Source organism: Verrucosispora sp. NA02020 (assembly GCF_013364215.1).
GTDB lineage: Bacteria > Actinomycetota > Actinomycetes > Mycobacteriales > Micromonosporaceae > Micromonospora.
This window is the reverse complement of the sequence record NZ_CP054923.1, coordinates 1,205,374-1,228,479: the sequence shown is the minus strand read 5'-3', so window position 1 is coordinate 1,228,479 and position 23,106 is coordinate 1,205,374. Positions and strand designations below refer to the sequence as shown.

The following is a 23,106-nucleotide window of genomic DNA, read 5'->3' as shown; positions in this document are numbered from 1 at the left end:
CGACTACCGTCGCCCGCCTCGGACATGGTGCTCGGGTCGGGCGGCACCGGCAACGCATATCCCAGTGACTCCCCTCTCACCGGTGACCCTCCACCAGGACTCCAGGACCCGCCGGTACGAAGGGCGGGAACCCGTCGTACCGGTGGAGGTCGATGTGAAAGCACTGGTCACGTCCGCGGACGAGCCCGACGGACTCCGACTGGAGTCCGTACCCGAGCCCCGGCCGGCGCCCGGTGAGGCGCTCGTCGAGGTGCACGCCGTCGCGGTGAACCGCGCGGACCTTCTGCTCGCCGCCCGGCAGCCACCCGGCGCCCGGCTCGGGTTGGACGTCGCCGGCACGGTGGTCCGCGCCGCCGACGACGGCACCGGACCACCGGTCGGCACACCCGTCGCGGGCGTGGCCGCCTCGACCGGGTGGGCACAGCTCGCGGCCGTGCGCACCGACCGGCTCGCGGCGGTGCCGGCCGAGGTGACCCCGACCGTCGCGGCGGCGGTGCCGGTGGCCGGACTGACCGCCCTGTACGCGCTGCGGCGCGCCGGATGGCTGCTGGGCCGCGCGGTGCTGGTGACCGGTGCCAGCGGCGGCGTCGGCGGCTTCGTGGCGGACCTGGCGGCGGCCGGCGGCGGCGCCGTCCTGGGCTGGGTGGGCACCCCGGAACGCGGCCGGCACCTGACCGAGCGGGGCCACCGGGTGCACGCCGGATACGCGGCACCGCCGCAGGGCGCGGTCGACGTCGTCGTGGACAGCGTCGGCGGGCCGGTGTTCCGGGAGGCGTTCGTGCGGTTGCGCCGAGGCGGGGTGGCGGTGGTCTTCGGCAACACCGTGCGCGCCGACCTGGTCCTGCCGCCGGACTGGGGTCACGCCCGCGCCGGGGTACGCCTGGAGCACCTGTTCCTCCTCGACGAGCTGGAACGGCACGGGGCCGACGAGGACCTGGCGACGCTGTTCGGGCTCGTGGTGGACGGGCGGCTTCGTCCGCACGTCGGGTTGCAGGCGGACTGGACCGATGCCGCCACGGCGGTGCGGGCCCTGCTGGAGCGCCGGGTCACCGGCCGCGTCGTACTCACCCTGTGATGGACCGATCGAGGAGGACAACGGAGATGACGACACCGAAGCGTCCCGGCGCGGCGCTGGTGACCGGCGGCACGAGCGGGATCGGGCTGGCCGTCGTGGAGACGCTGGCCGAGCAGGGCTTCGCCGTCTACTTCTGTGCCCGCGACGCGGCGCAGGTGGCCACCGTCGTCGACAAGCTGCGCGGTCGCGGCCTGGAGGTCGACGGGGTCGCGGCCGACGTACGGTCCCCGGACGACGTTGTCCGGCTGGTCGCCGGGGCGGTGCAGCGGTTCGGCCCGGTGACGGTGCTGGTGAACAATGCCGGCCGGTCCGGCGGGGGCGTCACCGCCGAGCTGGACGACACGCTCTGGGAGGACGTGCTCGCCACCAACCTCACCTCGGTGTTCCGGGTGACCCGCGAGGTGCTGCGGGCCGGCGGCATGCGCGAGGCCGGGTGGGGCCGCATCGTCAACATCGCCTCGACCGCCGGCAAGCAGGGCGTCGCGCTCGCGGCGCCGTACACCGCCTCCAAGCACGGGGTGGTCGGCTTCACCAAGGCGGTCGGGTTCGAGCTGGCCGGCACCGGCGTCACCGTCAACGCGGTGTGCCCCGGGTACGTGGAGACGCCGATGGCGGTCCGGGTGCGTCAGGGGTACGCGGCACACTGGCAGACCACCGAGGACGCGGTGCGGCAGCGGTTCGAGGCGAAGATCCCGCTGGGCCGGTACTCGACGCCGGAGGAGGTGGCCGGGCTGGTCGGCTACCTGGTCACCGACACGGCCGCCTCGCTCACCGGGCAGGCGCTGAACGTCTGCGGCGGTCTCGGGAACTACTGACACAGGCGACGGCCGCCGGAGCGTGCTCCGGCGGCCGTGGACTGGTGCATCAACCGGTGACGCGGTCGGCCTCGTACTGGAAGACCGGCTCGGTCAGGTGCGGTTCGCCCTTGATGATGCCGGTCAACCGGTCCAGCCGGGTCCGGAACTCCGGCTCGTGCAACGCCGTGCGGAAGGACTCCTCGTCGGTCCACTCGGCGATGTTGTAGTACGTCGACGGATCCTTCTGCGAGCGGCTCAGCACGTACCGGATCAGCCCCGGACGGGTCTGCATGTACTCGGCCACGCTGGCGTAGTGGCGTTCGAGGTCCTCGGCGGCGCCGATCAGCGTGAGCTTGTTGACGAATACGACCATGGCGCGGTGTTCCCTTCCGTGTCGTCGGTGCGGGGGTAGTCGAGATAGCCCCGGCGACCGCCCTGATAGAAGGTCGTCGGGTCCGGCGGGTTGAACGCGGTGCCGTCGGCCAGACGGCGGGGCAGGTCGGGGTTGGCGAGGAACTGCTTGCCGAAGGCGAGCGCGTCGAAGCCGGCGGCCAGGGCGTCGGCCACCGCCGCCCGGGTGGCCTCCGGCCCGAGGTGGCCGGTGCCCGGGTTGAGCACCACCGCCCCGTCCCACCGGGCCCGGACGACCCGGGTCAGGTCCCGGTCGGAGCCGTGCACCAGGTGCAGGTACGCCAGGTCGAGCGGTCGCAGCGCCTGGAGCAGGGCGGGGTACACCTCGGCGGCGTCCGGCTCGCTCATGTCGTTGAGCCCGAAGCCGGGCGACAGCCGCAGTCCGACCCGGTCCGCGCCGACCGCCGCGCCGACCGCCTCGACCAGTTCGACGGCGAAGCGCACCCGTCGGTGCGGTGCGCCGCCGTACTCGTCGGTGCGGCGGTTGGTGACCGACGACAGGAACTGGTGGACCAGGTAGCCGTTGGCGCCGTGCAGCTCCACGCCGTCGAATCCGGCGGCGACGGCCGTCTCGGCGCACCGCACGACGTCCTCGATCGCGTCGGTGATGTCGGCCGGTGTCATCTCCCGCGGCTCAGGGTGTTCCTTCGGCCCGTCGAACGTCCGGGCCAGCCCGGCCGCCGGCACCGGCGACGGCGCCAGCGGCCGGTGCCCGTACAGGGCCGGATGACCGATTCGTCCGGCGTGCATGATCTGGAGCACGATGCGGCCACCGGCGTCGTGGACGGCCCGGGCCACCGCCGTCCACGCCTGGGTCTGCGCGGGGGTGTGCCACTGCACGCTGTACGCGTGGCCCACCGCCCGGGGGGCCGGGTTGGTCGCCTCGCTGACGATGAGTCCGGCCTCGGCCCGCTGCGCGTAGTAGTCGGCCACGTAGGGCAGGGGAGTCCCGTCCCGGGTGGCACGTCCGCGGCCCATCGGGGCCATCACGATCCGGCTGGGCAGCCGTAGGCGACCCAGCCGGACCGGATCGAAGAGCGTCGGCATCGGGGCAACCTCCTCGCTGGGTGGTGCCTGATGCTCGCCCGGGGGGCTGGAGGGTCCGTGGAGCCTGGCTACAGGGTCGGGCGCGTCGACCGGCCCTGTTACCCGGTGGGCGGGGTGCGGTGAACAGCCGTACGTATCAGTTGTGTGAACTTGTGTGAACACTTGCGCCGCACTTCATCAGCCGTTCGGCCGGGTCTGGCTGACAATTTCGGGAGTTCGGTCGTGAACAGGGTTGGGGGTCTTGTTCACTTCCACTTAATCCGATAGAACACGAGTGGGTCCGCTGCGCGGCCCGTCCGCCTCGTAGTTCTAGGAGGACTACTTCATGGCACGTACACCTGGTGTGGGCTCCTCCTCGCCCGCCTTCTCCCGTCGCGGGGTGCTGCAACTGGGCGGCAGTTTCGCGCTCCTGCTCGCCACCGGCGCCTGCGCCGCGAACAGCGACTCGAACTCGGACGACTCGACGTCCGGCGGTCAGACCGCCAGCACGCTGCGGATCGCGGTGTCGAGCTACCTGTCCAGCTGGGATCAGGACTTCGTCGGCTTCGACCTGACCGCGCTGATGATGTTCAAGAACGTCTTCCCCTACATGATCGACTACGGCGTCACCACCGCCGGTGACAGCCAGATCCTCGACACCCAGAACGTCACCCCGACCTTCGCCGAGTCCTTCGAGCCGGACGCGGAGCAGAAGGTCTGGACCTTGAAGCTGCGCCGGGGCGTCACGTTCGCCAGCGGCAACGAGATGACGGCCGCCGACGTGAAGTGGTCCAAGGACCGCGCCTTCGCCGCCCAGGCGAACGTGGCCGGCATCTACCGCACCATCGGCCTGACCGAGGCCGACCAGGTCAAGGTCGTCGACGACTACACCGTCGAGTTCCACCAGGCGTTCCCCAGCGCGCTGACCCGGCAGATCCAGGCGATCTCGCTGTACGTCTTCGACTCGGAGGAGGCCAAGAAGCACGCCACCGCCGACGACCCGTGGGCCAAGGAGTGGTTCGCCAAGAACGCCCCCACCGGCGGCTACTACAACGTCGCCAAGGCCACCCAGGGGCAGGAGATCGAGCTGGCGGCGAACACCGGCTACCCGGGTCCGGACGCGCCCAAGACGCCGACCATCCGGATCTCCGTGGTGCCCGCCGCCTCGAACCAGCGGCTGCAACTCCAGGCCGGTGACATCGACATCGCCCTCGGCGTCAGCCAGCGCGACATCGAGGACCTGCGCAGCACCGACGGCGTCAAGGTGATCTCGGCGGCCAGCAACCGCCAGGTCGCGATCCAGATGTCGGTCACCTCGGCGCCGTTCGACAACGTCGACGTCCGCAAGGCCCTGGCCTGGGCGGTGCCGTACGAGCAGATCATCAACAACGTGTACGGCGGTGACGCCCGTGCCGCCAAGAGCCCGGTGCCGCTGGACATGCCCGGGTACGACGAGAGTGGCTACCCGTTCACCCACGACGTGGACCGGGCCCGCGCCGCGTTGAACGCCGCCGGTCGGGCCTCGGTCGAGTCGGAACTGGTCTTCGAGGCCGACAACGAGGAGCAGCAGCGCATCGCGGTGCAGGTGCAGAGCGAGGCGGCGAAGGCCGGCATCAACCTCAAGCTGACCCCGCTGGACCCGGCGACCCTCGGTGAGCGGCGGACTCGCAAGAACATCCCGCTCCAGCTCACCTCCGGGCAGCTCTGGGTCAACGACGTCGAGTACATGCTCGCGACGAGCTTCGTGAAGGGCGCGAACCTCAACTACTCGAACTACACGAACGCCGAGATCGAGCAGATCTACGAGCGGTCGCACACCACCGTCGAGGAGGCCGCCCGCAACGCGCTGTGGCAGCGGGTCCAGCAGATCCTCGCCGAGGACGTGCCGTGGGTGGTGATCTGCCAGCCCAACTTCAACCTCCCGGTCCGTGAGGCGGTGGCCGGCTGGGTGCAGCCGATGGACGGCCTCGCCCGGTTGCGCTACCTGACCAGGTCGGCCTAGGCGCGGCCGGCTCCCTTCATGCGAATCCTTCGTTTCGTCGTCAGGCGGCTGCTCCAGCTCATCCCGGTGTTGCTCGGGGTGGTCGTCCTGACCTTCCTCATCGTCCGGGTGCTGCCCGGCGACCCGGTCCGCAGCATCCTCGGCCAGAACGCCAGCGAGGCGGACGCCGAGGCGGCCCGCGCCCGGTTCGGGTTGGACCAGCCGCTGTGGCGGCAGTTCCTCGACTACCTCGGTGGGCTGGTCACCGGCGACTTCGGCACGTCCATCCAGAGCGGCGGTTCGGTCGGCGCGGAGATGGCGCTGCGGATCGGACCCACCCTGGAGCTGGTGGTCATCGCGGTCTCCATCGCGCTGGTGGTGGCGACCGTGCTGGGGGTCTGGTCGGCCCGGCGCGCCAACAGTCTCGGCGACCACGGCGTCCGGATCTTCGCCCTGGTCGGCAACTCCATCCCGGAGTTCTGGCTGGGCCTGGTGCTCGTGCTGGTCGGCTACAGCATGCTGGGCTGGTTCCCGGCGCCCAGCGGACGGGTCGACCCGGACACGAACCTGACCCCGCTGACCGGCGCCGGCCTCGTCGACGCCGCGCTCACCGGGAACGGACCGGCGCTGGCCAGCGCCGCCGCGTACCTGGCCTTGCCGGTGCTGACCCTGGTCGTCGGCGTGATGGCACCGCTGCTGCGCAGCGTCCGGGCGTCGGCGCTGGAGGTGCTCAACTCCGAGGCGTACACCGCGGCGGCGGCGCACGGGCTGCCGCAACGGACCCTGCTCTACGGCTACCTGCTGCGCTCCACGCTGCTGCGGCTGCCGGCCCTGGCCGCGTTGGTCTTCGGCACCGCCATCGGCTCGACCGTCCTGGTCGAGTACGTCTTCTCCTGGCAGGGCTTCGGCCAGTGGGCGCTGCGCGGCCTGCTGTACCGGGACTACCCGGTGGTGCAGGCGTCCGTTGTGGTGATCGCGCTCTGCTACGTGCTGGTGTTCCTCATCGCCGACGTGGTCCACGCGATCCTCGACCCGAGAGTGAGGATCTGATGGCAGACCTGCGCGGTGTCGGCCCCGGGGACGCCGGCGCCGACGCGGTGATCGTCACCGGCAGTCGGGACGACCGCTTCTCCCGCATCCTGATCATCACGGGCGCGACCATCCTGGCCGTGGTCGCGCTGGCCGCCCTGGCCGCGCCGCTGCTCTCCTCCTGGGGCGCGACCGAGGTCGACCCGAACGCCACCCTGGCCGCGCCCGGCGGCGCGCACCTGCTCGGCACCGACACCAACGGCATGGACATCTGGAGCCGGGTGCTGCACGCGGCCCGGCTGGACCTGGGCATCGCGGTCGCCGCGGTGGCCCTGGCGGTGGTGGTCGGCACGCTGCTCGGCCTGGTGGCCGGTTACCGGGGCGGCTGGATCGACGACGTGCTCATGCGGATCGTCGACATCTTCCAGGCGTTCCCCACCTTCATCCTGGCCCTGGCGGTGGCGGCCCTGCTCGGCAACGGGACGGTCAACCTCATCATCACCATCGCGGCGGTGAACGCCCCCGCGTACGCCCGATTGGTCCGCGCCGAGGTACGCACCCAGCGGGAACTGCCCTTCGTCGACGCCGCGGTGACCTCCGGGGCCTCGACGACCGGCATCCTCTGGCGGCACCTGCTGCCCAACAGCCTCACCCCGGTCCGGACGATCGCGCCGCTGAACTGCGGCTGGGCGATGCTCACCCTGGCCGGGCTCTCCTTCCTCGGGCTGGGCGTCAGCATCCCGGAGGCCGAGTGGGGCGCCATGATCAGCCTCGGTGCCCCGGACGTGGTCGGCGGCCGGTGGTGGACCAGTGTGCCGCCCGGCCTGGCCCTGTTCGTCTCCGTGCTGGGGTTCAGCCTGCTCGGCGAGGGCCTGCAGGAACGCGCGAACGCGAAGCGGCGGTAACCATGCTCTCCATCGAGAACCTCTCCGTGGTCATCCACCGTGCCGGCCGGCAGGTGGCCGCCCTCAGCGACGTCAGCCTCACCGTCCGGCCCGGCGAGGTGGTCGGCCTGGTCGGCGAGAGCGGCGGCGGCAAGAGCATGGTGGCCCGTGCGGTGGTCGGCCTGCTGCCCACCGGCGCGCACGCCAGCGGGCGGGTCCGCTTCGACGACGCGGACGTGCTGCGGATGGACGAGACGGCCCTCGCCGCGCACCGGGGACGCGGGGCGGCGATCTGCTTCCAGAACCCGCGCGGGGCGCTCAGCCCCACCCGCACCGTCGGACGCCAGCTCACCGACCGGCTCGTCACCCACCAGGACATGTCCGCCGAACGGGCCCGCGAGGCCGCGCGGGAGCTGTTCGAGGCGGTCGGCATCCGCAACCCGCAACGCCGCCTGGAGGCGTACCCGCACGAGCTGTCCGGAGGCATGGCCCAGCGGGTGATGATCTCGCTGGCCACCGGCTGCGCACCGGGTCTGCTGATCGCCGACGAGCCGACCACCGGCCTGGACGTGACGCTCACCCGGGAGATCCTGCGCCAGTTCCGGCACGCCGCCGAGGTGGACGGTCGCAGTGTCCTGCTGATCTCGCACGACCTCGCGTCGATCGCCGAGGTCTGCGACCGGGTGGTGGTGCTCTACGCGGGCACGGTGGTCGAGAGCGGACCGGCCGACCAGGTCTTCCGGGAACCGGCGCACCCCTACACCCGGGCGCTGCTGCGCTCGGTGCCCGACGTCGGCGGTCGACCGGTGGTGGCCACCCCCGGCGCCATGCCGCTGCTGCGCGAGGCACCGCACCAGTGCCCGTTCGCGGCCCGCTGCCCGCACGCCGACGACACCTGCACCAGCAGCCGTCCGCCCACCACCCCGATGGACGCGCCGGCCGGTGGGACGGACGCGCCCGCCGCCGACTGGTCGCTGGCCTGCTATCACCCGCAGACCGGCCCGATCGCCACCGACGAGGCGGCCCCCACGCCCACCGTCGCACCCGACGCGACGGAGTCCGGGTCCGCCGTGCTGGAGATCGAGGACGCGCATGTGGTCTACCGCAGCCGCTTCGGTTCCGGCGGACACCATGCGCTGCGCGGCGTGAGCCTGCGCCTGGCACCCGGCGAGACGCTCGGCGTGGTCGGCGAGAGCGGCTGCGGCAAGAGCACCCTCGCCAAACTCATCATGGGGCTGGTCGCACCCTCCTCCGGGTCCGTCGCCGTCGCCGGGCAGCACCTGGTCCGGCAACCGGGCCGCCCCGCACCCCGAGGCCGGAAACTGCGTCGACTGCGGACCCGCGCCCAGCTCGTCTTCCAGGACCCGATCGGGTCGCTGAGCCCGAGGCGTACCGTCGGCGACTCCATCGCCGAGCCGCTGCGGGCCGCCGGCCTGCCCGCCGCCCAGCGGGAGGCCCGGGTCGCCGCCGTGCTGGACCGGATGGAACTCGACCGGTCCATCCTGCGGCGCTACCCGCACGAACTCTCCGGCGGTCAGGCCCAGCGCATCGGTATCGCCCGCGCCCTGGTCGGCGAGCCCGACCTGATCGTCTTCGACGAGCCCACCTCGGCCCTCGACGTCACCGTGCAGGCCCAGATCCTCGACGTGATCGCCGACGTCACCGCCGACACCGACCGGGCCTCGGTCTTCATCTCGCACGACCTGGCCACCGTCCGGGGCTTCGCCGACCGGGTGGCGGTGCTCTACCTCGGTCGCGTGGTCGAGGAGGGGCCCGTCGACGTCGTGTTCGACGACCCCCGCCACCCCTACACCCGGGCACTGCTGGCCAGCGCGCCGCGACTCGGCGCGCCACCCGCGTCCGTCGCGGGGGTGGAGCTGGTCAAGGACCTGGAGGAGACCGACGCGGCCACCGGCTGCGCGCTCGCCGCCCGGTGCCCCTTCGTCACCGACACCTGTCGCTCCCAGCCGCAGGAACTTCAGTCGTACGGCGCGAGCCGGGCCGCCTGCTGGCGCGTCCCGGAACTTCCCGCCCTGATCGGAAAGCAGGCCGACACGCCATGACCCGTCGTCCCATCCGGCTGGCCGTCGACATCGGCGGCACGTTCGTCGACGCGATGGAACTGGACACCCGCACCAACCGGGTGCGCTTCCGCAAGGCGTCCACCACCCCGGCCCGTCCCGCCGACGGGGTGCTCGCCGCCATCGAGGCGCTCGGCACCGACCTGGCCGAGGTGGAGCTGTTCACGCACGGCACCACGCTGGGACTCAACGCGGTGCTGGAGCGGCGCGGCGGCCGGACCGGGATCATCACCAACGAGGGCTTCCGCGACATCTTCCTGATCGGCCGGGGCAACGTGCCCTCCGACCACATGTACGACTTCCAGTACCAGCGCCCGCCGAGCCTGGTGCAGCGCCGCTTCACCGCCGGGGTGCGCGGTCGCCTCGACCACCGGGGCCGGGTGGTGGAGGAGCTGGACCCGGAGAGCGTCCGCGCCGCCGCCCGCACGCTGGTGGTGGACCAGCAGGTGACCTCGATCGCCATCTGCTTCCTGCACTCGTTCCTGGACCCCACCCACGAACGCGAGGCGGCCCGGCTGATCCGCGAGGAGTTCCCCGAGGTCAGCCTCTCGCTCTCCACCGACATCGTGCGCGAGTACCGCGAGTACGAGCGGACCAGCACCACTGTGCTGGAGGCGTACATCCGGCCGATCTTCGAGCGGTACGTCGACGAGTTGGAGTCCGGTCTCGCCGAGCGGGGCTTCACCGGACAGTTCCTGATCATGCGCTCCGGCGGTGGTTCGATGACCAGCGCGGTGGCGAAGACGTCACCGACGCACACCGTGCTGTCCGGCCCGGCCGGTGGCATCGTCGGTGCCGCGTACCTCGCCTCGGAGCTGGGCCGGGAGCGGCTGCTGACGTTCGACATCGGCGGCACCTCGCTGGACGCCTGCGTCATCGAGAGCGGCACCGCCGTGGCCGCGTACGAGGCGCAGTTGGAGCACTTCCCGCTGCTGATCCCGACGTACGACATCCGGACCATCGGTGCCGGTGGCGGCTCGATCGCCTGGCTGGACCGGGGGCTGCTGAAGGTGGGGCCGCAGAGCGCCGGGGCCGACCCGGGACCGGTCTGCTACGGCCGGGGCGGCACCCGACCGACCGTCACCGACGCGGCGGTGGTGCTCGGCTACATGGACCCGGACCGGTTCCTCGCCGGCACCATGGGCCTGCACGACCAGGCTGCGCGGGCGGCGATCGACGAGCAACTGGCGCAGCCGCTCGGGCGGGACGCCACCTCCGCCGCCGCCGGAGTCTTCGACGTGCTGCTGGCCCGTACGGTGGGTGCGGTCCGCCAGATCACCGTGGAGCGGGGGCACGACCCCCGGCACTTCTCGCTGCTGGCCTTCGGCGGTGCCGGGCCGCTGCTGGCTCCGCTGCTGGCCCGCGAGATGGGCATCGGCGAGGTCGTCGTGCCGTTCGCGCCGTCCGGCTTCTCCGCCTGGGGCATGCTGTCGGCGGACATCGTGAACGACTTCAGCCGTACCGTGATGGCCGGCCTCGACGAGGTGGGGCTGGACGAGCTGGAGGAGCTGTTCAAGGCCGTCGAGGCGGAGGCGGTCGCCTCGCTGGTGGAGCAGGGCGTGCCGGCCGACCAGGCCGTGCTGGAGCGCCAGTTCGAGGTGCGCTACCTGGGCCAGGAGCACAGCCTGATGGTGACCGTCGGGTCGACGCTGGATCGTGACGCGGTGCGCGGCGCCTTCGACGAGGTGCACCGGGCCCGGTACGGCCACACCATGGACAATCCGCTGCAACTGCTCAACCTGCGGGTCCGTGGCATCGGCCGGACCACCCGCCCGGAGCTGGGCACCCACCCGCGCGGCGACGGTGACCCGTCCCGGGCGCTGCTCACCCACCGCGACGCGTACGACTTCGGCTCGCGCGCGGTGGTCCCGTTCGCGGTGTACGACCGGGCTGCGCTGGAGCCGGGCGACACGTTCAGCGGTCCGGCCCTGGTCGACGAGGGCACCTCCACCACGGTCGTGCCCAGTGGCCAGCGCGTCACCGTCGACGAGCACCGCTACCTGCTGGTCACCCTGGAGGAGTCGGCATGACCACACTGGACGGAGCGCAGGTCGAGGTCGTCCGCAGCTATCTGCTGTCGGCGGCCGAGGAGATGCGGGCCACCCTGATCCGGACCTCGTTCAACCCGGTCATCTACGAGGTGCACGACTTCGGCCTGTCGATCTACGACGCCGACCTGCGCCTGGTCGCCGAGGCCACCGGGCTGACCTTCTTCCTCGGCGCGAACGACTTCTCGCTGGCCAAGGGCGTGGAGTACGTGGGTCGGGAGAACCTGCACCGGGGTGACGTGGTGCTGCTGAACTACCCGTACTGGAACGCCGCGCACGCGTACGACGCGACGCTGTTCGCGCCGGTGTTCCGCCCCGACCCGGCGGACGCCGACGGCGACCTGGTCGGGTTCCTCTGTGTCCGGGCGCACTGGATGGACCTGGGGGCGAAGGACCCGGGGTACGTGTTGGACTCGACGGACATGCACCAGGAGGGGTTGATCTTCCCGGGGACGAAGGTGGTGTCCCGGGGTGTGCCGGTGCGGGAGATCCACGAGTTGATCCGGTTCAACTCGCGGATGCCGGACGCGGTGCTGGGTGATCTGCACGCGCAGATCGCCGCGCTGCGTACCGGCGAGCGTCGACTGCTGGAGATCATCGAGAAGTTCGGCCGCGACACCGTCTCCGCCGCCGTCGACCACATCATCGCCGACGGTGAGGCCCGCACCCGGGCCGCGCTGGCCACCCTCCCGCAGGGCACCTGGACGGCCGAGGACTGGGTCGACGACGACGGCATCACCGAGGACCCGGTCAAGATGCGGGTCACGGTCACCGTCAGCGACGAACGTTTCGTGGTGGACTTCGCCGGCTCGGCATCGGCCACCCGGGGGCCGATCAACATGCCGTTCGGTGCCACCGAGGCGATCTGCAAGGTCGTCCTCAAGTCGCTGACCTCGCCGGACGAGCCGTCGAACGCCGGCACCGTCGCCCCGCTGGAGGTACGCGCCGAGCCGGGCACCCTGTTCCACGCGGTCTACCCGCAGCCGACCTTCACGCTCTGGACCGGCATCGTCGCCGTCGAGTTGATCCTCAAGGCGTTGGCGCAGGGGATGCCGGAGCGGTTGCCGGCGTCCAGTGGTGGTGACGTGCCCGGGTTCATGATGGTCGGCGCGCACCCGGAGACGGGTCAGATCTTCGCGGTGAGCAACAACGACCTGGTCGGCTGGGGCGGCACCCCCGAGCACGACGGCATGGAGGCCGCCACCCACGTCTCCGGCAGCACCGGGCGGGGCACGCCGATCGAGGTGATGGAGGCCCGCACCGGGATGTTCTTCGAGCGGGTGGAGATTCGGACGGATTCGGGTGGTGCGGGGCGGTTCCGGGGTGGGTGTGGGTTGCGGCGGGATATTCGTTTCGTGTCGTCGGGGGAGTTTCTTTCGGTGATCAAGAAGACGCGGAGTGCGCCGTGGGCGTTGGCGGGTGGGTTGTCGCCGGAGCCGAATCAGGTGGTGGTGTTTCCGGGGACGGATCGTGAGGCGCGGGTGAGTACGCGTCGGACTGCGGTGGTGGCGGGTGATCGGGTGTCGTTGTTGACCGCTGGTGGTGGTGGTCATGGTGATCCGGGGTTGCGGGATCCGGAGGCGGTACGCCGTGACGTGGCGGAGGGATACGTCTCCGCCGACCCGCACCGGGATGTTCTTCGAGCGGGTGGAGATTCGGACGGATTCGGGTGGTGCGGGGCGGTTCCGGGGTGGGTGTGGGTTGCGGCGGGATATTCGTTTCGTGTCGTCGGGGGAGTTTCTTTCGGTGATCAAGAAGACGCGGAGTGCGCCGTGGGCGTTGGCGGGTGGGTTGTCGCCGGAGCCGAATCAGGTGGTGGTGTTTCCGGGGACGGATCGTGAGGCGCGGGTGAGTACGCGTCGGACTGCGGTGGTGGCGGGTGATCGGGTGTCGTTGTTGACCGCTGGTGGTGGTGGTCATGGTGATCCGGGGTTGCGGGATCCGGAGGCGGTACGCCGTGACGTGGCGGAGGGATACGTCTCCGCCGAGGCCGCCCGGGAGGTCTACGGGGTGGACGTCGATGGGTGAGCCCCCGGTCGACGGCGCGACCGTCGAGGTGATCGGCAGCTACCTCACCTCCGCCGCCGAGGAGATGCGGGTGACGCTGGTGCGTACCGCCTTCAACCCGGTCATCTACGAGGTGCACGACTTCGGCATCTCCGTCTACGACCGCCATCTGCGGCTGGTCGCGGAGTCGACCGGACTGTCCCGGTTCCTCGGCGCGAACGACTACTCGCTGGCCAGAGGCGTGGAGTACGTGGGGCGGGAGAACCTGCATCCCGGCGACGTGGTGCTGCTCAACTACCCGTACTGGAACGCCGCGCACAGCTACGACGCCACCCTGTTCGCCCCGGTCTTCCTGCCCGACCCGAAAGGCGCCGACGGGGAGGAGCTGATCGGCTTCCTCTGCATCCGCGCGCACTGGATGGACCTCGGGGCGAAGGACCCGGGGTACGTGCTGGACTCGACGGACATGCACCAGGAGGGGCTGATCTTCCCGGGGACGAAGGTGGTGTCCCGGGGAGAACCGGTGCGGGAGATCCACGAGCTGATCCGGTTCAACTCGCGGATGCCGGACGCGGTCCTCGGTGATCTGCACGCGCAGATCGCCGCGCTGCGTACCGGTGAGCGTCGACTCACCGAGGTGTACCGCCGGCACGGCACGGCCACCGTGGACGCCGTGGTCGAGCGGCTCATCGCCACGGCCGCCGAATCCGCCGCCGAGGCGGTCGCCGCCCTACCGCAGGGCACCTGGACGGCCGAGGACTGGCTCGACGACGACGGCGTCACCGACCAGCCGATCCTGATGCGGGCCACGGTGACCATCGCCGACGGCACGTTCACCGTGGACTTCGCCGGTTCCTCACCGGCGGTCCCCGGCCCGGTCAACCTGCCGCTCGGCGCCACCATCGCCACCTGCCGGGTCGCCTTCAAGGCGATCACCACCCCCGCCGAGCAGAGCAACGCCGGGCACTTCGCCCCGCTGCGGGTACGCGCCGAGCCGGGCACGCTGTTCCACGCGGTCTACCCGGCGGCGACCTTCACCCAGTGGACCGGGACGGTCGCCCTGGAGCTGATCTACAAGGCGTTGGCGCAGGGGATGCCGGAGCGGCTGCCCGCGTCCAGCGGTGGTGACGTGCCCGGGTTCATGATGGTCGGCGCGCACCCGGAGACCGGTCAGATCTTCGCGGTCAGCAACAACGACCCGGTGGGCTGGGGCGGCACCGTCGACCACGACGGCATCGGCCCGGCGAACCACCTGTGCCAGACCCAGGCCCGCAACACCCCCGTCGAAGTCCTGGAGGCCAAGACCGGGATGTTCTTCGAGCGGGTGGAGATTCGGACGGATTCGGGTGGTGCGGGGCGGTTCCGGGGTGGGTGTGGGTTGCGGCGGGATATTCGTTTCGTGTCGTCGGGGGAGTTTCTTTCGGTGATCAAGAAGACGCGGAGTGCGCCGTGGGCGTTGGCGGGTGGGTTGTCGCCGGAGCCGAATCAGGTGGTGGTGTTTCCGGGGACGGATCGTGAGGCGCGGGTGAGTACGCGTCGGACTGCGGTGGTGGCGGGTGATCGGGTGTCGTTGTTGACCGCTGGTGGTGGTGGTCATGGTGATCCGGGGTTGCGGGATCCGGAGGCGGTACGCCGTGACGTGGCGGAGGGATACGTCTCCGCCGAGGGACTGCCCCGGGTTTGGTTGACTCGCGGGGTTGAGTGGTTCAGGTCGGGTGTGTGGGCTGGTTGATTGTCTCAAACTCGATCGGGGTGAGGCGTCCGAGGCGTTGTTGCCGTCGTCGGCGGTGGTAGGTCCGTTCGATCCAGGTCACCATCGCCAGGCGCAGGTCGTGGCGGGTGCTCCAGCGTTGCCGGTCCAGGACGTTGCGTTGCAGTAGGGCGAAGAACGATTCCATCGCGGCGTTGTCGCCGCAGGCGCCGACGCGGCCCATCGAGCCGACCAATCCGTTGCGGTGCAATGCCTTCACAAATTTCCTAGACCGGAATTGGCTGCCCCTGTCCGAGTGGACCACGGTGCCGGCCGGATCGCGTAGTCGGACCGCGTTGGACAGCGCCGCGACGGCCAGAGAGGCTTTCATCCGGGTGTCGATGGAGTAGCCGACGATCCGGCCGGAGTACACGTCCTTGATCACGCACAGGTAGAGCTTGCCCTCGGCGGTGGGGTGTTCGGTGATGTCGGTCAGCCACAGCCGGTTCGGGGCGTCGGCGGTGAACCGGCGGTGCACCAGGTCGTCGTGCACCGGCGGCCCGGCCCGCCGCGTGAGCCCCTTGCGCTTGGCGAACACCGACCAGATGCGCTGCTGTGAGCACAGCCGGGCGACCCGGTTCGGGCCGGCGGTGATGCCGTGGGCGGGGAGTTCGTCGGCGATGAACCGGTACCCGAACGCCGGATCATCGTGGTGGATGTCCAGGGCGGCGTTGATCAGATGGGCGTCGTCGACGTCACGTCGCGACACCGGCTCGGCGCGCCATGCGTAGTAGGCCTGCTTACTGAACCCCAACACCCGGCAGGTCACCGCGACGGGGATCCCGTCCGCGGCCAGGTCACCGACCAGCGGGTACATCATTTTGGGGAGATATCCCGGGCGAAGAACGCCGCCGCCCGCCGCAGGATCTCGTTCTCCTGCTCCAGAAGCTTGTTACGCCGACGCAGCTCTCGCAGTTCCGCTGACTCGCTGCTGGTGGCCCCGGAACGGACACCGTCCTCGACATCGGCGAGCTTGAGCCAGCGGTGCAGACAGCCCTCGGAGATCCCGAAGTCCTTCGCGATCTGCCGCAACGGCGCCTCGCCCTTACGCGCGACCGCGACCACGTCACGACGGAACTCCGGCGGAAACGCTTTCGGCATGACAGACATCCTTCCAGCGAGGAACGCATCCTCACAGGTCAGGAGTCAACCAAACCGGGTGCAGTCCCATCGGTTGATCAGGTAGTAGGTGTCCTGGCGTGCGCCGGGAAGGTGGTAGAGCCGTTCGGTGGCTGGGACTGCACCGTCGTCAGCGTTCGCCCGCTTTCCGGTTGCTCTGACGGGTTGTGGCAGTTTGCCGTCTGATGCCGTGTTGACCCTGACCAGTGAGATGTCGGCTGGGTTGATCATTCCGAGGTGGGGCAGCGCGTCGAGCTGTTCGTTACCCAGGTTTTTGTTGGTGGTGCCGGACCACAGTGGGTACCGGTTGGAGCCGTCGATGTAGATGATCATCGGGATGTCGTCGTAGCGGGTGCGGAGCTGGTGCAGGGCCCGTTCTGTGTAGGCCCGGGCCAGTGCTGTTCGGGTGGCGGGGTTTGGGTCGTTGAACTGGCTCAGGTTGGTGGCGTGATGTGCGGCGATGGCGGTGGGGAGGTCGTTCCAGCCGTGGGCGTCGGGGTGGTAGCCGAGCATGTGCCAGGGTGTGTCGGTTCCGTCGCTGACGAGGGCGGAGAGGCTGATCATGCGGGTGGCGGGTTGGTTCTGTTCGCGGGTGTAGAGACCGACGATGACGCATGGTTGCGGCTGCAGGGGGCGCGAGAACACCCGGGTTGGTGTGGTGGCGGTGAGTCCCGCTGCCCGGAGGAGGTCTCGTACGGCGGCATTGGCGGGGTGGTCGGCGGCGTCGGGCTTGGGCGTCGACGCTGGATCGATGAACTGGCTGACGGTGCCGTGGGCGGCCAGGGCGCGGCGAAGCTGCGGCTTGGGGTCTTCGGCGGGCTTGGCTGCGGCGAGTTCCTTGTTGCTCTCGGCGAGTACGAGGTGCAGGGCGTCCGGGGTCCTGGTGGAGATGATCTGCTCGGCGAGGGTGTTCCGGAGGTGCGTGGGTCCGGGAGTGACCAGCATGTCGGTCTTGGCACTGTCGAAGGTGATGGTGAGCGCGCCGTCGAGGAAGGTGCTCTCCGCGGTGGTGAGGCTGTTCTCGGGGAGGTTGAGTACTTCGGTGAGCGCCTGGGCGGACCGGTGGCGCTGCAGGTCGTCCTGGTAGACGACGCTGATGTGGATCGGCTGTGGTGCCGCGTTGACGGCCGAGGCGAGTTTCGCGTGCCGGTCGGGGTCGCCGGGGGCGTCGATGTTGTGGATGGGTGTGGTTTCCAGGACGAGCGACTCCGTGTTGAGCCTGGCGGTGGCGTGCTCGAGCACGCAGTCGAGGAATCGGCGGCCCGGTCCGGAGCCGATGGGGTGCCTGTCCGGTGGCGTGGCGTGTCGGGCGCGGATGCGGGGGTGGGTCGCGAGGAGGTCATCTGCAGTGAAGTTGGCGGGCACGCCGTGGATGCTGAAGGAGTCGACGAGTTGGGGAAGGAGCCCGGTGATCACGTTTCGGTCGTTGGGGCGGTCGTAGCGGTGTCTGGCGGTGAGCAGCATGCCGGTGTCGTCGGTGGCGATCCAGAGGCTCTTGGCGTTGCCGGGGAAGCCGGTGGTGGCGCTGATGTGGGCGTCGATGTTGAGCAGGATGCCGGGGTAGCCGGGGACGGTGATGGGTTCGAGACTGATGTAGTGGATGCCTTGTTCGGCCCTGGGGTGCGTCTCGGGAAGCGGGCGGTTGAAGGCGACGAGGTTGCCGTCGATGTCGGGACGGAGAAGCAGGTCCGTACCGTCGGGGAGCTTGAGGACGCCTCGAAGGAGTTCGATGGTGCGCCAGGTGGCGACGTCGAAGACCCAGTTCGGGATGTCGGCGTGCGTCCCCGTGCCCGCCTGGAGGTACTTGGCGATGTGAATCGTGCGTGGCTTGGTAAGGCGTAGCAGTGGGCCGAGGAGGTCTTCGAATGGTGCGCCGTGCCGGGCCGCGAGGTCTCGTTCGAAGGCGGCGAAGAGCCGGCTGATGATGGCGGTGTCGATCTTCTTGCGCATCAGGAGCAGCGTGCCGGGGCCGTCGGGGTCCTTGCAGATGGTGGCGTAGTCGCTGGACACGTAGCGCAGGCCGAGGCTCAGATCCCTGTACGGCAGGTTCTTCGGGTGGCGGGTGTATCGACGGTTCAGGTCCTGCCAGGTGTCGTTGACCTCGCTGCCGAGGGTGTAGCCGTGGATCTTCTCCGCCATCGCTTCGGTGTAGGGAAAGGCCAGGGTACGCATCAGGGGTTCCTGTCGTTGATGCTGGCGAACGTGAAGACCGCGTCGATGGTGGTGCCGTAGATGGAGCGGACCTGGTCCAAGTGGTTGTCGTCGCGCCATCGCCGATGGAGGTTGCGGATGAGGGAGGCGAAGTCGCTGCCCGGTGCGGCGCCTCCTCGGTGGAAGGCGTTGTCGACCAGGTGAAGAGTGGTGTTGGTGCCGCCACGCCTTGCGCGCCCGGCAAGTTGGATCAGGTCGGCCAGGACGTCGGCGAAGATCGCGGTTCGCACGTCGGGGGGCAGGCGCCCGAAGGCGGGGTTGGACCTGTTGATGAGCTCCAGGTGTTTGGCGGCGATGCGGTGGCGTTTGTCGAGTTCCTTGCGCGGATCCTCGCCGGGGTGCCGGTTGCGGCGGGCGTGGGCACCGGTGTGGGCAACCAGTGCGGATGGTTCGTCGATGAGCTTGATGGGCCGGACGCATACCCAGATGGAGTCGAGCGCGGACCGGTGGCCGACGACGATGTTGAGCCCGCGGGCGACCCGTGCAAAGGGTGAGATCAGCACGTCCCTGCCCGTGCCCGGGAAGGTCCGCAGCCGGCTGGCGGGGATGGCGAGTACGTCGTCGGGGATTTGCAGGCCGCGGCGGTCACCGGCGGGAACGGCGACGGCGATGCGGGTGCGGTGGGCTCCCCCGGCGATCAGGCCGCGGCAGAGGGCGAGCATCTGGTCGTAGGAGTTCGTGACAAGCAGGACCCGGGCACGGGCACGGCGTTCGGCGTCCCGGTGGTCGTGCAGGTCCCGCAGTCTCTGTTCGAGGATCTGGTCCCAGAGGCCGGATCCGATGCCTTCGAGTAGTTGGGCCTTGCGGTTGCGGGCTGCCCCGGAGATGACGATCCCGCGGTTGGTCGTGTGGTCGTTGACGGACGCGTTGCTGACGGTCAGCCTGCCAGTGCCAGTGCCGGCGATGTCGGGGTAGTAGCAGGCGACGTCGGCATGGACGTGGTTGGTGGGGGAACCGGGTAGGTAGGCGGTCGCGGAGAGTCCGACGATGACTCTGGGCGCGCCCGTGAGCGCGGGAGCCGTGGTGATTCCGAGGTCTGCGGTGTAGGCGTGCGGGTCGCCGGAGAGGATCTCTGCGGTGAACTGCCGGTCGGAGCGGCTCTCCGGGTCGCCGGTGACGGCGAATCCGAAGACCGCTCGGCCGATCGGTCCTTCGGGTGTTGCCTGCCAGGAGGGAGCGCGGTCCAACGCGGCCTCGACGTCGTCAGCGAGCCGCATGCCGCTGTCGCGCATCAGCGGCAGTAGGGCTTCCAGCTCGGCGAGCCCCTGCTGGAGTTCGCCAAGGAACGCCCTGCGTAGGAGAAGGTGTGCGGTCTGGAGCTGCCACGCCGAAGCGGTGGGGTCTGCCGGATCGTCGTCCTTCCCGGTCTGACGGCCGCAGTCCGTTTCCTCCAGGTCGACGTTGGCGTCCAAGTCGACGTCGGCGTCCGGTTCGCCCTCGTCGGTGGTGGGCGCGGTGATCGTTTGGATCGCGCTGACGATGCCTTGGCTTCTTTTGTGGATCAGGTCGGATTCCGGTTCGTCGGCGACGACGAGGCGCAGTTCCTTGCGTAGGTCCGCCCAGCCGGCGGGTAGCGCGTCAGGATCGGGTTCGTTCTGGGTGAACAGGGATTTGAACCTGTCGAGTTGGTCGTCGCTGGGGCGGTCTTCGAGTTCGTTGAGGCCGAAGAGGCGGCAGGCGAGGAGGTTGTCCCATCGGCGTGGCAGGTGCAGCCTGGCCTGTTTGGGGCCGAGGGGGTCCTGCGGGTCGATGAACCCGTTGACGACGGCGGCCAGGTAGCGCTCGGAGAGGAACTCGACCCGGTGGATGGCCCGCTGGAAGGCGAGTTCGAGTTCGCCCGGCACGTTGTCGGATTCGACCTGTTCCTTGCGCTGGTCGTCGAGCTTCTCCAGAAGCAGTTTCTGCGTGTCACGACGGGCCAGGACGAGGGTGCGGCCGGACTGAGCGACCGCATGTCCCTGGAAGGCGTCGACCTCGTCGACAAGGACGATGTCGGCGCGCCGCAGCAGCAGCTCCTGCGCGCTCATCCGTCCGTGGAGTGTGCCGTTCGTGATGACGGGAAACGGCACCGAGCCCTGCTGGAAGTAGGCGTGGTTGGTGACGATGATCTTGGCTGGGCCGGCGGCTTGCCGCCATGGCGCCCACTTCTCGCAGGCTCCGATCAGAGGGCATCGGTGGCGGCCTTCGACGCCGGGCTCGTGCAGATCCGTGCAGGGTTCCTGGCCGGGCTGCCATGCGGCGCCTTCTTCGTCGCTCAGCATGCAGGAGTAGCCGAGCTCCTGCCAGGACCACCTGGCACCGGCTGGATCCTCCGGTGTGTCGTTGGTGCGCTGGACGGCCACCTCGATGAGCCGTCGGTGGGACATGAGTGCGACGACGGGGATGTCGAGGCTCAGCGCCGCGAGGTCACTGCGGATGGCCGCGACAAGATCCAGCGTGCTCTCGACATCAGGGGTGAGCAGGACAACGGTGCGGCGGCCTCCTCTGTGGCTGGCGAGGTGGGTGGCGGCGACGCGCATCCAGACGCTCTTGCCGGAACCAGTGGGAGCGATCATGAGCTGGAGGGGCCCTGCCGCGAGCTTCAGCCGGTCGACGGGTTGGCCCTGTGGCGTCCGCAGCTTCCGCGAGAATCCGTCCAGGACCTCCGCCAGGCGGAAGGCATCGTCACCCCGCTTCTTGTCGATCAGTTCGGCGGTGGCGTGCATGTCCGCGAGGTCGGCCACCACCTCGGCTGGCGCGGTGGCGTCCAGAACCGGGACAGGCGGGTAGGGCACCGGCGCCCGCGGGATGAGGTAGGTGTTGCGCCGGAACTCGTCACGGCTGGGGCCCGCGAGGAAGACCGACGAGCTGTAGCGCCTGCCGGCCAGCGCCTCTGGGGGAACCCGCAGCGGGGATGAGGCATCCTCCAGCTCCTGCAGCGCGGCTGTGATCAGATCACCGACCGGCACACCGTCGATCACCTGCAGGAAGTCGCCGGCCCCAAGGTAGCGGGGCGACCGGTTGTTACGCAGGTGCTCGGCGAGGCTGACGCGCAGGCCACCTTCTGTGGCCAGGCGGCGAGGGCGCAGATGGATGAGGCGGTCGATCGCATGTCGTTGCGTGGCGGTGAGGCCGTCGCGCCAGAGGCTCCACACCCCAAGCTGGCCGGAGAGTAGGAACCGCGCGTCGCGGGGGTCCACCGCGGGCGCGCCTTCCCAGGTCTCGGTGGGGAAGAGCTGTTCGGCCAGGCCGAGCGCCAGACGCAGCGACGGTCCGACGAGGAACCGGTTGGCGGTTCTGTGGAAACGCGAACGGTTGCTCATCCGGCTGCGGCCCTCTTCACCTCGGTAAGGAATCGGTGAGACGTCGTGGCGAACCGGCGCCGTGATCCGGTGGCAAGGCGCAGCCGTTCGTTGAGGACCGCCACATGGCCCGCCCGGTAGTCGGGGACGACGATCAGCAAGTCGGACTCGCCTATGTTGCCCCGACGCAGCAGCTCGTTGGCCAGCCGCGCGGGGTCGGTGTAGTCCTTGACATCGACCCGCCAGGGCCGTCGACGTCGTGGTGCTGTCACGTGCAGGTCGTACCGGTCGACGTACGGCCACAGTCTCGCGGTGACGCCCGGGATCATCTCGAGTTCGCGGTGCAGGCGGACCTCCTCACATCCGGGGATGGTCGAGTACCGCCAAGCTGGCCGGGTGAGGCACACCTGTCCGGCGACCGGAGCCGCAGTGGTGACCTGTGGTCCGCCCAACTGCGCGGCACGTTCGACGTTCCACGCGCCGGCCACCGGTGCACGGCCCTTGGCCAACTTCACCGTGATCGAACCGCCGAGAGCCTTCGTGTGCGGCGGGTAGGCACAAGCAAGCCGACCGAGTTGGTACCGCATCGGGTACCGGCACACAGGGCACCCAAACCAGTAGCGCTCCCCCTCGTGCGCCACCCACGCCCACGCGGGGATCTCCTCGACCAGGCCCTCGCGGGGCAGCCCTGCGGCCTTGATCGCGTCGATCACCTCCGACATCTCACCCGCCGCGTGTTCGATGACGGTCCGTCGCGCCCGCCGGTACCCCTCCTCCGTGCCCGTCGCCAGCATCTGTCCGTAGAGCCAGCCCTGCACCTTCTCCGCGCTCAGACGCGGCACCGACCAGCCGACGACATCGGAGGCCGTCATCGACGGCGCGAGGTTCTCCATCAGCAGGTCAGCGGCAGCGGCGCTCAACTGTCCGTCCTCCACCAACAAGACCTCGTCGCACGCCTCCCTCAGTGCGGGCGGCAGAAGCCTGGACAGGGGGCCGGTCAGCAGGTCGGTGAAGGCCACCAGTGGCAGCAGAGGTTCGCCGTGCGCCAGGTGCGCCAGCGCGACCCGCCCGTGCATTTCAGCCACCTGCTGCCAGCGCTCACCCGGCGCTCCCGGCGACGTCCAGATACTGGCGGCCTGCGTCACCGTGGTCACGACTGTGTCCCGGCCGAACCTGGTGAGATCCGCCGTCATGCGTCCCCTTCCTCCTCGGCCGCTCATCCTGGGCGACCCGCAACGCCGCAACCGGACACCGTGTGCGGCCTGATCGACGTCCGCCGCGGTCGCGGCGCACAACAGATCACGCCACACCGAAGGCGGCGTGATCTGCGGGAACACACTCTGCGTCACCGAAGTGGCGTCATCGCGCTCAAAACTAAAGCATAAATGCTAGCCTTCTGCACGCAG

At 70.0% G+C, this 23,106-nt stretch carries 15 protein-coding genes and 1 pseudogene; 10 read left to right on the top strand and 6 right to left on the bottom strand.

Annotation, left to right across the window (positions count from 1 at the left end; all coding sequences use genetic code 11):
• Positions 1 to 82 precede the first annotated feature (82 nt).
• Together HUT12_RS05285 and HUT12_RS05280 are read left to right on the top strand one after the other, a co-directional pair.
• On the top strand, positions 83 to 1,075 hold the full coding sequence (locus HUT12_RS05285) for a zinc-binding dehydrogenase (RefSeq protein ID WP_254876723.1): 993 nt from the start codon (positions 83 to 85) through the stop codon (positions 1,073 to 1,075).
• A gap of 26 nt (positions 1,076 to 1,101) precedes the next feature.
• On the top strand, positions 1,102 to 1,890 hold the full coding sequence (locus tag HUT12_RS05280; protein ID WP_176092676.1) for an SDR family NAD(P)-dependent oxidoreductase: 789 nt from the start codon (positions 1,102 to 1,104) through the stop codon (positions 1,888 to 1,890).
• Positions 1,891 to 1,939: 49 nt separating this feature from the next.
• On the opposite strand, the gene HUT12_RS05275 is transcribed toward HUT12_RS05280, so the two are convergent.
• Both HUT12_RS05275 and HUT12_RS05270 read right to left on the bottom strand, forming a co-directional pair.
• Complete coding sequence (locus tag HUT12_RS05275; RefSeq protein ID WP_131054866.1) at positions 1,940 to 2,245, bottom strand: antibiotic biosynthesis monooxygenase; 306 nt, start codon at positions 2,243 to 2,245, stop codon at positions 1,940 to 1,942.
• Positions 2,215 to 3,330 carry an alkene reductase gene (locus HUT12_RS05270; RefSeq protein WP_176092675.1) on the bottom strand — a complete coding sequence of 372 codons (1,116 nt, stop codon included), beginning with the start codon at positions 3,328 to 3,330 and terminating at the stop codon, positions 2,215 to 2,217. Before HUT12_RS05270 ends, HUT12_RS05275 begins: the two co-directional genes overlap by 31 nt.
• A 325-nt stretch (positions 3,331 to 3,655) precedes the next feature.
• On the opposite strand from HUT12_RS05270, the gene HUT12_RS05265 reads away from it, so the two are divergent.
• From HUT12_RS05265 to HUT12_RS05230, 8 genes and pseudogenes are all read left to right on the top strand, one after another.
• A complete protein-coding gene (locus HUT12_RS05265) occupies positions 3,656 to 5,311 on the top strand; it encodes an ABC transporter substrate-binding protein (protein WP_176092674.1) in 1,656 nt (551 codons plus the stop codon).
• Between the two features lie 18 nt (positions 5,312 to 5,329).
• Positions 5,330 to 6,340, top strand: a complete 1,011-nt coding sequence (locus HUT12_RS05260) for an ABC transporter permease (protein WP_131054863.1) — start codon at positions 5,330 to 5,332, stop codon at positions 6,338 to 6,340.
• A complete protein-coding gene (locus HUT12_RS05255) occupies positions 6,340 to 7,224 on the top strand; it encodes an ABC transporter permease (RefSeq protein WP_176092673.1) in 885 nt (294 codons plus the stop codon). Before HUT12_RS05260 ends, HUT12_RS05255 begins: the two co-directional genes overlap by 1 nt.
• A 2-nt stretch (positions 7,225 to 7,226) precedes the next feature.
• Positions 7,227 to 9,266 (top strand): ABC transporter ATP-binding protein, encoded by a 2,040-nt coding sequence (locus HUT12_RS05250; protein ID WP_176092672.1) that lies wholly within the window; start codon positions 7,227 to 7,229, stop codon positions 9,264 to 9,266.
• The gene (locus HUT12_RS05245) at positions 9,263 to 11,314 is read left to right on the top strand and encodes a hydantoinase/oxoprolinase family protein (protein WP_176092671.1); all 2,052 of its coding nucleotides are present in this window, start codon (positions 9,263 to 9,265) and stop codon (positions 11,312 to 11,314) included. The genes HUT12_RS05250 and HUT12_RS05245 overlap by 4 nt, the downstream gene beginning before the upstream one ends.
• Positions 11,311 to 12,882 (top strand): annotated as a pseudogene (locus HUT12_RS05240) (hydantoinase B/oxoprolinase family protein); the annotation flags it as partial. The gene HUT12_RS05245 and the pseudogene HUT12_RS05240, both read left to right, overlap by 4 nt.
• Position 12,883: 1 nt before the next feature.
• Positions 12,884 to 13,360 (top strand): hydantoinase B/oxoprolinase family protein, encoded by a 477-nt coding sequence (locus tag HUT12_RS05235; protein WP_368660229.1) that lies wholly within the window; start codon positions 12,884 to 12,886, stop codon positions 13,358 to 13,360.
• Positions 13,353 to 15,071: a hydantoinase B/oxoprolinase family protein gene (locus HUT12_RS05230; RefSeq protein WP_176092669.1), complete on the top strand. Its 1,719-nt coding sequence runs from the start codon at positions 13,353 to 13,355 to the stop codon at positions 15,069 to 15,071. The genes HUT12_RS05235 and HUT12_RS05230 overlap by 8 nt, the downstream gene beginning before the upstream one ends.
• On the opposite strand, the gene HUT12_RS05225 is transcribed toward HUT12_RS05230, so the two are convergent.
• From HUT12_RS05225 to HUT12_RS05210, 4 genes are all read right to left on the bottom strand, one after another.
• Positions 15,046 to 16,190 (bottom strand): IS3 family transposase gene (locus tag HUT12_RS05225; RefSeq protein ID WP_176092604.1). Its coding sequence is split into 2 segments (ribosomal slippage): positions 15,046 to 15,917 and positions 15,917 to 16,190, totalling 1,146 coding nucleotides; the frame shifts between segments, so codons are not numbered across the junction. The two genes, HUT12_RS05230 and HUT12_RS05225, sit on opposite strands and share 26 nt — an antisense overlap.
• Positions 16,191 to 16,235: 45 nt before the next feature.
• Complete coding sequence (locus HUT12_RS05220) at positions 16,236 to 18,380, bottom strand: RNaseH domain-containing protein (protein ID WP_176092668.1); 2,145 nt, start codon at positions 18,378 to 18,380, stop codon at positions 16,236 to 16,238.
• On the bottom strand, positions 18,380 to 21,721 hold the full coding sequence (locus HUT12_RS05215) for a hypothetical protein (RefSeq protein WP_176092667.1): 3,342 nt from the start codon (positions 21,719 to 21,721) through the stop codon (positions 18,380 to 18,382). The genes HUT12_RS05220 and HUT12_RS05215 overlap by 1 nt, the downstream gene beginning before the upstream one ends.
• Positions 21,718 to 22,893, bottom strand: a complete 1,176-nt coding sequence (locus tag HUT12_RS05210; protein WP_176092666.1) for a hypothetical protein — start codon at positions 22,891 to 22,893, stop codon at positions 21,718 to 21,720. Before HUT12_RS05210 ends, HUT12_RS05215 begins: the two co-directional genes overlap by 4 nt.
• Between the last annotated feature and the right edge of the window lie 213 nt (positions 22,894 to 23,106).